Annotated in this window: 4 protein-coding genes; all 4 read right to left on the bottom strand. The window is 67.3% G+C overall.

Annotation, left to right across the window (positions count from 1 at the left end; all coding sequences use genetic code 11):
• Window position 1: 1 nt before the first annotated feature.
• From AB3G45_RS01185 to AB3G45_RS01200, 4 genes are read right to left on the bottom strand one after another with little or no spacing between them, the layout of a single operon-like run.
• Complete coding sequence (locus tag AB3G45_RS01185) at window positions 2-1213, bottom strand: isochorismate synthase MenF (protein WP_367828825.1); 1212 nt, start codon at window positions 1211-1213, stop codon at window positions 2-4.
• Window positions 1213-4512 (bottom strand): amino acid adenylation domain-containing protein, encoded by a 3300-nt coding sequence (locus AB3G45_RS01190; protein ID WP_367828826.1) that lies wholly within the window; start codon window positions 4510-4512, stop codon window positions 1213-1215. The genes AB3G45_RS01185 and AB3G45_RS01190 overlap by 1 nt, the downstream gene beginning before the upstream one ends.
• A complete protein-coding gene (locus AB3G45_RS01195) occupies window positions 4509-8528 on the bottom strand; it encodes an amino acid adenylation domain-containing protein (RefSeq protein ID WP_367828827.1) in 4020 nt (1339 codons plus the stop codon). The genes AB3G45_RS01190 and AB3G45_RS01195 overlap by 4 nt, the downstream gene beginning before the upstream one ends.
• Before the next feature lie 18 nt (window positions 8529-8546).
• Window positions 8547-12923: an SDR family NAD(P)-dependent oxidoreductase gene (locus AB3G45_RS01200; RefSeq protein ID WP_367828828.1), complete on the bottom strand. Its 4377-nt coding sequence runs from the start codon at window positions 12921-12923 to the stop codon at window positions 8547-8549.
• Window positions 12924-13132 lie beyond the last annotated feature (209 nt).

The raw sequence follows: 13132 nt of genomic DNA on the forward strand, positions 1-13132 counted from the left end.
TCTACCTCTCTGCCCGCGCCTTGCCGTCGGCGGACGGTTCCAGGCCGAGCGCCTGGAGCATGGTCTTCAGCTTGGTTTCGGTCTCCCGGTACTCTGCGTCCGGGTCCGAGCCTTCAACGATGCCAGCGCCGGCGAAGAGCCGGACGCGCCGCCCGCGGATTTCGGCGCAGCGCAGCGTCACCGCCCATTCGCCGTCGCCGTTCTCGTCGCACCAGCCGACCATCCCGGCGTAAAGCCCGCGGTCGAAACCTTCGATATCTGCGATGGCTGCGAGCGCCTCGGCCGTCGGCGCGCCGCCCACGGCAGGCGTTGGGTGAAGCGCGAGCGCAAGGTCGAGCGCGGTGACGCCGGATGACGCGAGTTCGCCGGTGATGACAGTCGAGAGGTGGTTGACGGGACCGGCGGCGAGCACGCTCGGCGTCTCGGGCACGTCGAGTGTCTTGCAGAACGGGCGAAGCGCCTTGCCGACGGCGCGGCTGGTATAGGCGTGTTCCTGACGGTCCTTCGCGGAGGCGAGCAGGCGGGCGATGTTGCGGGCGTTGCGCAGGCGGTCCGGATCGGTGGCGATCGTGCCGGCGAGCGGATTGGCGAAAACCTTGCCGCCGGCCTTGCGCACCAGAAGTTCCGGGCTTGCACCTAGCAGCACGCCCGCCTCTTCCCCATTGCCGGCGTCGAGCGGCACGCCATAGACGAAACTCGCCGGATGGCGCTGCATCAGCGTTGTCAGCAGGTCGGCGAGGTCCGGTTCCGCGTCGAGCACCAGTTCGAGGCGACGGGCGAGCACCAGCTTCTTCAGCTCCGTTTGGCGAATGCGGGCAAGGCCGCGCGCCACCGCATCCCGATAACCGGAAGGCGAAGGCGTCTGGCGGACATCGATTATCGACGGTGCCGCGCCCGTTGTCGCGGACAGCGGAACGGGCCTGACCGGCCGCGTCAGGCTTTTGGGCACGTAGAGGCAGGCGGGCGATTGTGTATCGAAGGGGATCGCGCCGACGACGATGGGCGGAAACCCTTCGCCTCGGGCGGTCGCGAGCAGCCGTGCGACCGTCTCGCGCAGATCAATCCCCGTAGGCTGCGCGCTGAGCGCGACACCGTGACCGATCATTCTGGTGGTTGACGAAACATAGACGGTCCGGCCGTGCAGGCCGGTCGCGGGAAGCGTCTCGGCGAGGGCGGCGTCTGCAGTGATGCGAGCGGCGGTTGTGTGTTGCATCAGGCGGTCTCCGTGGCGGCGCTCCCGGAAAGCGGGGGGAGGCTAGTGATATGGGCTTCCAGCGCGGCGATCGTCGTGTGCACGAAGAGGTCGGTTACCGGCAGGTCGATGCCAAGCTCCCGGCGGAGTTGCGCATGTGCCTCGATGAGCCGGATCGAGGTGGCGCCGAGCTCGAAGAAATTGACATCGGCGGCAAGGCCTCTTCGCCCAATGACGGCTTCGAGGATTTTTCGCACAGGGCCGGCGGAGGTTGTGGTGGTTGAAGTTTTGCGGCTGGAGAAGGCAGGCAGAGCCTTTGCATCGATCTTGCCATTGGCGGAGAGCGGTAGCGCCGCATGGATGCCGAAGCGGGCGGGAACCATGTAGGCCGGCAACAGTGCCCGGCAATGATCCCGCAACGCCGCCTCGGCAGGCGCGGCGTCGGCGTGCGTTGCGACATGGGCGACGATCTGCCTTCCGCCGGCTGCCTCCTGTGCCAGCGCGACGGCGCGCACCACGTCCGGATGGCTTTCCAGCGCGTGGGTGATGTCGCCGAGTTCGATGCGGTGTCCGCCGACCTTGACCTGGCCGTCCTCGCGACCGAGGAACTCCATCGTGCCATCCTCCCAGAAGCAGCCGAGATCGCCCGTGCGGTAAAGCCGCTCGCCGGTGTCGGCTGCCGTGATGAAAGCGGCGGCGGTTTTGTCTTCGTCGCCCCAGTAACTATCAGCAAGGCCCCGCCCACCGATGTGCAACTGGCCCGCGACGCGATCCGGCCGGTCTGCGCCGTAGCGGTCGAGCACGCGAAAATACTGGTCTGCGAGAGGCCGGCCGTAGGGTACGGACTTCCAGTCCGGCGCGACGACGCCCGCCTCCTGCCAGTTCGACCAGATGGCGGCCTCGGTCGCGCCGCCCAGCGCGATCAGCCGCGTCTTGGGCGACGCGGCGGAAAGCCGGCCGGGCAGATCGAGCGGCACCCAATCGCCGCTGACGAGCGCGAGGCGGAGCGAAGCCGGCAATGTGGCTTCCATGCTGGCGGACCAGACGAGCAGCATGTCCAGCAGCATCGGCACGGAGTTCCAGATAGTGACGCTGTGACGCGTGAGCATGGCGCTCCAGTGCGCCGGGTCGCGCTCGGTTCCGGGGTCCGGCAACACGATGGCGGCTCCTTTGGAAAGCGGCGCGAAGATGTCGTAGACCGAAAGGTCGAAGCTCAGCGAGGACAGCGCGAAGATGCGGTCCTGCGGGCCCATGCCGAAGCGGTGGATCATATCGTCCAGCGTGTTGGCCACTGCGCCATGGGCCATGGTGACGCCCTTGGGCACACCGGTCGAGCCGGAGGTGAAGATCACATAGGCCGCTCGCGTACTATCGGCCGTAGCGCGGTCTTCCAGTGCCTGGGCTGGCGAAAGTTCCGGAACCGCGTCGTCGAGGCTGAGGACGATCGGGTCCGTCGTCTCTCCTTCATCGGCGTCGACAATCCGGGCGACGGGCGCAACCTGTTGCAGCATGGCGTCCGCCCGGGCGGACGGGAGGTCCGGGGCTACCGGCACATAGACCGCCCCCGCGTGATGGATCGCCAGCACGGCGACGACTTGGAGTGGCCCCTTGAGCAGTCGCACCGCGACGCGGTCGCCGGGGCCGACGCCGGCCGCGCGCAGCCGTCGGGCGAGATGTGCCGCGCGAGCGGCGAGTGCGCCGTAGGTCATGCCGCCACCGCTCCACAGCAGAGCATCGCGATCCCAATACGCTTCAAGCCCCTGCCAGAAGGGAGCGGAGATATCGCGACCTTCCTCCGGCGGCGCGGCCGGCGGGTAGTGGATGGCTGCCCGCACGGCGGCCTGGCCGGCGGGCAGTCGACGCGAGAGGGCGCGGCTCCACAGGTCCGGATCGTCCGCCAGTGCGACGATGGTTTCGGCATAGCGATCGAAGGCGGCCGTGACCGCGGCAAAATCGAGCGCGGCTTCGGCGATGTCCCAGTTGAAGCTGAGGCCGCCGCGCTCCTCATAAAGCTGGTGGTCGAGGGCGACCTGCGGCGTCTGGCTGATGCCGACGACCTGCCGCCACCGCCCGTCCTCGGTGTTGTCAGTCTCCTCGCCGATCAAGAGGCTAGTGAAGACGACGGGCATCAGGGAACCGGAGTAATCCTGCCGCCGGCGGGCGAGATCACGCAGGAGATCGACACCCGAGACCGCGCTGTGCTCCAACCGCTCCAGCAGCCGCTGCTGGGTTTTTTTCACCTGATCGGCGAGGGGGGTGTCCATATCGGCAAAGCCGAGCAGTGTCGTGTTGGTGAACTCGCCGAGCACATGGCGGATATCCGGGTGGATCGGCGGCCGGTTGAACAGCGTGACGTTCAGCGCCACATCCTCTGTGCGGCTCCAGAGCGAGAGCACATTTGCAAAGAGCGTGGCGAGCAGGCTGGTCGGTGTGACATTGCGAGCCTTGCACGCCGCCTTCAGGGCGGTCCAGCGGGTCTGGTCGAGATGGCCGGCGCGGCGGCGGAAGCGGCCCGGGCGACCGCCGGAGCGGCCGGCTGGCAGGGAGGGCGCGGGCGGCAGCAATTCCAGTTCCCCGTTCCAGTACGCCTGGGAGGCCTCCGCCCGGGCCGCATTCTCGCCGGACAGCACGCAGTCGCGGAAGCGGATGGCGGGTGGTGCGGGAAGCGTCTCACCGTCGATCAGCGCGAACCATTCCCGATGGAAAAGCTGGCTGCTCCAGGCGTCGAGCGCGATGAGATCGACGCAGGAAAGAAGCCGCAGACCGCGATCGGTCCACACCCAATGCAGCTCGAAGAGCGGCCAAGCGAAGGGATCGCGCACCCGTTCGCTGATTTCTTCGCGCAGAGCGGAAAGGCGCCGGTCCTGCTCTTTCGCCGGCAGGCCGCGCAGATCAGTGACGGGCACGGCGTAGTCAGGCACGCTTTCGAGCACGGTTTGCAGACCATCCGGCAGAAGGACGGTGCGCAGCATGTCGTGGCGCGCGATGACCGTCTTGAGGCAGGCGTCGGCATGGGCGAAGTCGACGGCATCATGCTCGAATTCAAGATAGCTGTTGGCCGAAACGCCGCCGAGGTCGAGCGCGCCTGTGCGGCCGACGAGATACGCCTGCTGGATCGGCGTCTGCGGGAAGGGCGCGAGGCGATCGGCATCTGTGCTGGTCGAAAGACGCTGTAACAGCGCCTGCTTCTGTTCGGCGACCTTCGCCTTCAAGGATGCGGTCATCGCGCCCGCGGGTGCACGAAAGCGCAACTGACCATCCTCGACCCAGAGGCGGATGCGGTGGCGTTCGAGTTCGTCGAGAAGCTGCGTGAGGCTCATAGCGCGCCCTCCATCATGTCCTGCGCATAGGTGGCCGTCGCGGAACGCCAGTTTTCGCGCGCCTGCGGCTCCAGCGCGCCTGCGGCCATGGCGTGCAGGCAGATCTGATCCGGGGAAAGGATGAAGCGGCGGTGCATTTCGTCGAGCGGCAGGTCGCCGATTTGGCAAAGGCCGAAGGGCTGGCCGATCGCCTGTTGCTCCAGCGCCTGGCACACCGCCCCGCATTCGAGCAGCCCGAAGCTGAGGCTCGCGGCGTCGTAGAGCGGCGCGATCGCATCCAGCGACAGCACGAAGCAGAGGACGAGGCGGCTTTTCGCCAGCGTCTCGCGACTCCCGGAGCTGAGCAGCGCAAGATCCGCAAAACCGTCCTTTGCCGTGCGGGGTGACAAGGCATGCGCCTGCGGGTCGTAGCGATAGCCGCCCGGCGCGAGATCCTCGACCCCGCCCGGCGGAACGGCGAGATAGGTTTCGACGGGATAGAGCCCGCCGGCCGAGGCGTAGAGCCGGCGCTCCTCGCCATCCCTGTAGTGTCGGCGGAGCGGGGCGAGCAGGGTGGAAAGCTCATCGGTGGTCAGCGGACGATCGATGAAATCGCGCCAACTCCGTCTAGCCGCCGCGGCGGGCGGCTCGGTTGGCCCGGACAGCACGACCGGCGCTTCGTCGGTGGAAGCCGGGCGAGGGCGGCTCTTGAAAAGGCGACGGGCGACCGGGTCGGTGAGAACCGGGTTTCGGGAAAGGTGGGCGCGCAAGGCCGCGGCCCCGGCGACGAGCTCGGCGGGCTGCTCGGCCCCTTGCGGCACCAGCGCCTGCACCAGGGCGACGAGGTCCGGCAGGCGCACGGCGCGGGCAAGGTCCGTCAGCGGCGGGCGCGCGCCGGCGAAAGCCTCGATGCGATTGGCGAGCGCGATCAGTTCGAGCGACGAGGCTCCGAGATGGACCAGATTGTCCTCAAGCGAAACGCTTGGGCGCTGGAGGATCGCGGCGACCATCTCCAGCACCGCCCGCTCGACCTCCGCGCCCGATGACGACGGATGCTGCGAAGAGGCGGCGGCAGGCTCTTGCGTCACGAGGGCGAGGAGCGCCTTGCGGTCGAGCTTGCCGTTCGGCGTAAGCGGCCAGGCGTCGATGGCCTTGAATGTCGACGGAACCATGTAGGCCGGCAACTCTCCGGCAAGGTGAGTGGCAAGCGCTGTTTCCTCGACTCCTGCACGAGCCGGCCGGAAGAAGGCGACGAACCGCGGCCGGCGCGGATCGCCGGCGGCGAGCACCTGCGCCTCCTCGACATCAGCGTGGCGTTGCAGGGCGCGCGCCACCTCGCCGGGCTCCACCCGAAAACCGTTGATCTTCACCTGCGTGTCGGCGCGCCCCTGGAAGATGATCGCGCCGTCCGCGCCAAAGGCGCCGAGATCGCCGGTCTTGTAGAGCGGAAGGCCCGTTCGCGGGTGGCGGAAGAACTGCATTTCCGTTTTTTCCGCGTCGTTGAAGTAGCCGAGCGCCAGCCCGTCGCCGGCAATGTAGAGATCGCCGGTGTGGCCGATCGGCGCGAGGGCGAGATCCTTGTCGAGTACGAAAACCTGCTGGCGGCCGAGCGCCCGACCGTAGGGGATGCTTGTCCAGCCCGGATCGACGCCCTCGATGGCATGGAAGATCGACCATATCGCCGCCTCCGTCGCGCCGCCGAGGCTGTACTGCTTGGCGTCCGGCCAGAGCCGGCGGGCGCGATCCGGCAGGTCCAGGCCGATCCAGTCGCCGCTGAGCATCACCGTCGTCAGTGCTGATGGCGGCGCAACGCCTCCGACTTCGTGATAATCGACATAGAGCGAAAACAGCCCCGGAACGCTGTTCCACAGTGTCACGCCGTGGCGCGTGGCGAGCGCGTGCCAATGGGCGGGGTTGTGCTGTTCGGTGGGATCGGGCAGGACGAGCGTTCCGCCGGCGCCGAGCACGCCGAAAATGTCGTAGACCGAGAGGTCAAAGTGAAGCTGCGAAAGGCCGAGCACGCAATCCGCGCCGGTAATGCCGAAACGCATGTTGATATCGGCGATCGTGTTCACGGCGGCGGCATGCGTGACCATTACGCCCTTGGGGTTTCCGGTCGAACCCGATGTGTAGATGATGTAGGCGACGTCGGCCGGCTCTGCACCGGGGAGGTCATGCAGCAGCGCGGGGTCGCCTTCACCCAGAAGGGAAAGGTCGATCGTTGCCGATGGTGCACAGGTGGCGAGCGCGTCCGGTGTCGCGCCGCGTTCCAGCATGGCGGCCGGTGCGAGGTCTTCGAGGATGCGGGCCTGCCGGGAGAGCGGCTGGGCCCTGTCGAGCGGCACATAGGTGGCGCCGACGAGCGAGACGGCAAGGCAGGCGGCGATCTGATCCGGCGATTTTTCAAGGCGGATTGCTACCGTCTTTCCACAGCCGACGCCGGCGGCGACGAGTGCGGTTGTGATCCCTGCCACCTGCCGGGCGAGCGCCGCATGGGTCAGCACGGTGCCCAATGTCGCGATGGCGGGCCGCTCCGTCGCCTCGGGCAGGGTGCGCAGCCAGAGATCGCCGAGCCGATTGCGCCGCCCGGTCTCCGCCACGATCGCCGGGGCCATTAGGGCGTCGGTCGGGTCGGCGCGTCCGCCCACCGTTTCCTCCAGCATGTCGGGATTGTCGGCGACGGCTTCGACGAGGGCGACAAAACGGTCGAAGAGCGGTCTTGCGACGGAGAGATCCAGTACGTTGACGGCGATATCCCAGTTGATCGCCAGTGCGCCCGACCATTCCATCGCCTGGTTGTCGAGCATGACCTGCGGTGTCTGGGAAAGAGCCAGCACCGGCTGGCCCGGCTGGGCGGCGGCGTCGGAAAAGAGGCGGGTGTCGTCCTGCGTCAGCGTGCTGGTGAAGACGACGGGCATCAGCGGGCGATCAAGATGGCCGCGCGCCAAGGCCATTTCGCGGGTGACGGCCGTGCCGCTGACGAGGCTGTGCTCCATGTCGCGCCAGAGCAGCGCCTGAAGCCGGGCGAAGCGGGCACGCCGGGTTTCTCTCGGGCGAAGATCGGCCTCGAACAGCAGGTTTGTAGTGAAGTCGCCGACCACGCGGTCGATGTCCGGGTGGATCGGTGGCCGGTTGAAGAGCGTCATGTTGAGGCAGAAATGCGGGTCGGCTGCGAAGGCGCAGAGCGCTTCGGCGAACAGCGAGAGCAGGACCGTCGAGGGTGTGACGCCGAGCGTTGCCGCGGTGGTCTTGACGCCTTCCCACCGCGCCTTGCCGATGGTGTGTGAGAGGCGGTCGTAGACCGGTGTGCCGGCCTCCTGCACAGGAGCGATCGACGGCAGTGCCGGCGCGTCCGGCAGGTCTGCGGCGCGCTCCTGCCAATAGCGGCGGGCGCGGGCGAGATCGGCGGTGTCGGGCTCGCTCAGCACGCAGTCGCGGAAAGTCACGTCCGGTTTGGCGAGGCGAAGATCGGGATTGCGATAGAAGCGGGCCACCTCATCAAGCAGGATCAGGATGCTCTGCTGGTCGGCGATGAGGAGATCGAAGCGCAGATGGATGCGTACCCGGTCCGCCGGGAGCAGGCTGAGTTCCACGTCGAGCATCGGCCAGCGATCCGCTGCCGGAAGGGCACGCGCGAGGCGCTGGCGGATGGTTTCGATGACAACTTCGCGCGCCCCATCTTCCTGGAGATCGCGTACGACGATGTCGAGCGTCGGAACGGGTTCGGCGATCTCCTGATGCGCCGCATCGAGGATACGGGCGCGCAGCATCGGGTGGCGCGCCATCACGCTGGCCCAGGCCGCCCGGTAGCGAGCGATGTCGAGCGTCTCGCAATCAAGCTCATAGTAGAACTGGCAGGCCGCGCCGCCGAGCGGTAGGGCTGGATCGCGGCCGAGCAGGTAACCGCGCTGGATTTCCGTCAGCGGAAAGGGCGTGTGGAGGTCTTCTCCACACGTCGGAGCCGGCGCTGCGCCCGCATCGACGCAGAGGAGCCGGCTCAGGAGCGCCGAATCGAAGGAGAGGGCTGTGCTGCTCATCGACATGAGGATTCCGTCTCAGGCTTTGGCGACCCGGCGCGCGAGCGCCTGCCGTTCGGCATCGGGAAGTGCGTGGATATGGAGATAGGCGAGGGCGACCTGGTCCGTGCCGACGACGGTTTCCAGCCGGCGCGACAGGAGGGCGGCCGTCCTGTTGGCGAGGAAATCCGGCAGGCCGAACTCGACCTGGAAAATGCGACGCAGTTTCGAAAGCAGGCGGACAGCGAGGATGGAATCGCCGCCGAGCTGCAAAAAGTCGTCCGAAGGTGCGACGCCAGAGAGACCAAGCGTCTGCGCGAACAACAAGCGTACCGCGCGCTCTTGCGGTGAGCCCGTATCCGCCGCGACGACGGCAGGTTCGGCAAACGTCGTGCTGCGCTTGAGGCGCTGTCGCGCGGCCTCGCTTGTCTCGCGCAGGCGGTCTTGAAGATCGCGAGGGGTGACGATCACATGCGGGAGCCCGCTCGCGATCACCTGCCAAAGCGCGGCGAGGCCTTCTTCGATGCCGATGGCGTTGGCGGTCGCATCGGTAAAGAGTGCCTGCTCGTTGGCAGCTCCGAAGGCGCCGTCCTGCCAATTGTCCCAGCCGATGGTGACGAGGCGCATGGCCGGAGCAGGGTGTTCTGCGAGGAAATCGAGGAACAGGTTGCCGCCCATATAGTCGCTATTGCCGTAGCCGGAGGTTTCGCCGGCGAGCGAGGAAAAGGCGACGAGGAAATCCGGCTTCATCGGGCCGAAGACATCGAGGAGGGCGCGTGTGGTTTCGACCTTGGCCACGCGGTTGCCGTCCGTCTCCGCGAGCGTCATGTCCGCGATCGTCTGGGAGATGTAGCGGCCGGCGAGGTTGAAGATTCCGTCGAGCCGTTCGCCCGCTGCATCGAGCCGCGCGACGACGGAGCGCAAGACATCGCGGTCGGCAGCGGAGCCCAGGACGAGCGTCAATCGCCCGCCGTTCCGCCGGCATTCGGCGAAATGCGGAGCGTCTTCGTCAAGGGAGCGGGCGATCACCGCGACATGGCGGCCGTCGGCGGCAAGCGCCTGGACGAGGCGACGGCCGAGCCCGCCATTGCCCCCGGCGACGAGATAGGTTCCGCCGGGGCGGATGGCGTCGGCGAGCGCCGCCGGCGGAAGCCGGACCTGTGAAACATCCCTCCGCCAGAAGCGGCCTCGGCGCAGGCCGAAGGCGTCGGCATGCAGACTGGCGTCTGCGGCCTGCGTCGTCTCCAGCCGATCGAGGTCGGCTTGGCCGGGGAACTGGTCGGCGTCCAGCCAGGTCGCGCGAAGGTCAGGCTGTTCGAAGGGGATCGCCCTGAGCACACCGAGGGCGAGCGCCTGTTCCGCATCGGGCGTTTCGTCGCCGCAGAGCATAGCCAGCGTGCGCGTGCACAGGACGAGATGGGACAGAAGACGGGAAGGCGCGAAGGCCTGTACAACGCGCACGAGGCTATCGTGACCATGCGTTCGAGCATCGGCTTTTTCGTCCATCAGCCAGCCGAAGAGGCAGGTTCCACTTTCGACGCCGCGTGCCTGCAAGGCATCGGTAAGCTTGGAAAAGTCTCCGGCATGTCCCGGACGCACCCGGAACCCGCCGTCCGGCAACGCGGCGTAGTGCTCGCCGGGATAGACGCGGATGTCGTCGGGGTTTGCCAGGCCCATCTTGCCTTCAGGCATGAAGAGGAGGCGCGGCCTGCGCTCGGGTGTCGATGACGGCTTCGGCAGAGCGAGCGTGCGCCATTGCGGGGCATGAAACCATTCGTCCGGCGGCAGGCGTCGCGGTCGCTTCGCCATCGTCTCCCGCCCAGGTTCGACCTTCGGCAGCAGATGAACCACGCGCTGGAACGGATAGACCGGCATCGGCGTGCGCTGCCAGGTGCGGTTGAGTAGCAGGAGATCGGGATCGACGTCGTGACCTTCCATCCAGAGCTGGCCGAGTGCCGACAAGAGGTCTTCCGCCTGCGAGGTGTTCGAAGCAAGCGTCGGCAGGGCGCGAAGGCCCGCGGCAGCGCCCGTGACGGCTGCGGCGCAGCTTATCCCGGGGCCGAGCTCCAGGCAGGTCGCGCCCGGCCACAGACGGGCGAGAGTGGCGACGTCTTCGGAGAAGCGAACGGTCTGGCGGAGGTGCCGGACCCAATAATCCGCCGTCGCAATGTCGGTTGCTACAGCGACGTCGCCGCTGGCATTGCTGAGCACGGGGATTTTGGGCGCGGTGAAGGCTACCGTCCGGCAGGCTACCGCGAAATCCTCAAGGATCGGCTCCATGAGGTGCGAATGGAAGCCGTGCGAGACCGCGAGCAGGCGCGTTGCGATCCCCTTTGCGGCGAGATTTTCCGCAAGGGTTTTCAGGGCTTCGGCCGCGCCGGAGACGACGCAGCGGTCACGGCGGTTGACGACGGCGAGCGACACGTTATCCCCGAGATAGGGGGCGAGCGCGTCCATGTCAGCGTGAATCGACAGCATGGCGGCCGGCGGCAGGTTTGACATCAGCCGGGCGCGGGCGTGGACGAGCCGCAGGGCATCTTCCAGCGAGAAGACGCCGGCAAGGCATGCGGCGACATATTCACCGATGCTGTGTCCGAGCAGCGCCGCGGGCGTGAGGCCAGCGGCCATCAGGCTGCGGGCTAGGGCGTATTCGGTCGCGAACAGGGAGAATTGCGTGATCAGCGTCGGCGTCAGCGCGCCGTCATCTGCGCCGAAGAGCAGCGGGCGGATATCCTGCCCCAGCATTGGCTCGATCAGGGCCGCGCAACGGTCCAGCGTCTCGCGGTAAACTGGCAGGGCCTCGTAGAACGGGCGACCCATGCCCGCGAATTGCGTGCCCTGGCCGGGAAACAGGAAGATCGATTGGCCGGGTGCGGTCGCCATGGTGTTGATGGCGGCGCCGGCTCGCAGCTTGTGGAGCGCTTCTGTTGGATTGCGGGCGGTCAGCGCCCCGCGATGCGGAAAATGCTTGCGGCCGAACAAGAGCGTTCCGGCCTGATCGGCAAGATTTGCGCTGCTGTCGACGGCCCAGGCGGTGGCAAGGGATTGCTCCATGGCCATAAGGTCACCAGGTGTGCGGGCCGACCAGCACAGAAGCGTCGGCGTTTCGCCGTTTGTCGCGGGCGCAGCGCGGCGCGGCGGGCTGGCGAGCAGCATGTGAACGTTCGTGCCGCCAAAGCCGAAGGAACTGACGGCGGCAACATGGCGCTCGGCAGATGGGAGCGGCGTCGGGCGATCGCAGATGGAGAAACGTGAGCCGGCTAACTCTAGCAGCGGATTGACGGTGGTGAAGTTGATTGTCGGCGGCACGAGGCCGGTGTGCACGACGCCGATGGCCTTGATGAGGCCGGCAAGGCCGGCCACCGTGTTGAGATGGCCGGTGTTGGCTTTGACGGAGCCGATGAGGCAGGGTGCGTCGCTGTCGCCGTAGACTGCGCGAATGGCCTCCATCTCGATCGGGTCGCCGATCCGCGTGCCGGTGCCATGAGCCTCGATATAGCTGACGTCGTCCGGGGAAAGCCCGCTAAGGCCGAGCGCTTCGGAAAGAACCTGTTTTTGGCCGGCGATACCCGGCGCGGTGAAATTGCCGCGCGCGCGCCCGTCATTGTTGGCGGCGCTGGCTTCGATGACCGCGTAGATGAAATCGCCGTCCCGTTCGGCCTCGCCGAGGCGTTTCAGGACGAGGGCGGCGACGCCGTTTCCGCCGACAATGCCGTTCGCGCCCGCGCTGAACGGCGCGATCTGGCCGGTCGGCGACATCGGCCCGCCGGGATCGGCGTGGTAGCCCTCTTCGATATCCATCGAGATGGAGACGGCCCCGGCAAGCGCCATGTCGATTTCGCGCGACAGCAGCGACTGGACGGCCTGGTGGACGGCGAGCAGCCCGCTGGAGCAGGCGCTCTGCACGACGACGGCCGGGCCCTTCAGGTCAAGCAGATAGGCGACGCGGGAGGCGAGAAAATCCTTATCGTTGCCGATCAGCATGGCGAAATAGTCGGCGGCGCTGTCGGCATAGGAGCGCAGGCCGACGTGGCGCAGCACATAATCGCCAAAACCTGCGGCGGCGAAGACGCCGGTCACGCGGTCGCCGTCCCCCGCGCCGTAACCGGCATCCTCCATGGCGTGCCAGGCGGTTTCGAGGAAGACGCGCTGTTGCGGGTCCATCAAAGCGGCTTCGGAAGGCGCGAAGCCGAAGAACGCGGCGTCGAAGCATTCCTTGTCCGCGAGCGCGAAGCGCGCGCCGACCACATCCGGCCGACCTACCGCGACCTGCGTGAGGCCCGACGCGCCGGCGGCGAGCATTTTCCAGAAGGCGCGGACGTCAGGTGCGCCGGGGAAGCGGCCGGCGAGGCCGATGACGGCGACCCGTTCGTCCATGCCTTCCGCCTGCATGCCGTCTGTCGACACGCCGGTCACGCGGGTGTTCCGCGCTTGGGCAGCGCCGGGGCGAGGATTTTTGGGAGGGCGGAGACAATCATCGGGCACACGTCTGCATTCCACGGTTAAGTGGATGATTCAATTTGCGAAATTGTGATCCGGCCTTGTTTCCGGAACGGGGGCATCCTAAGCTTGCCCGGCACTTTCTGTCCGACCAGATGCGGAGAAATAAGTGCCCTTGGCGGAGT

It is taken from the genome of Shinella sp. S4-D37 (genome assembly GCF_040812195.1).
Lineage (GTDB): Bacteria > Pseudomonadota > Alphaproteobacteria > Rhizobiales > Rhizobiaceae > Shinella.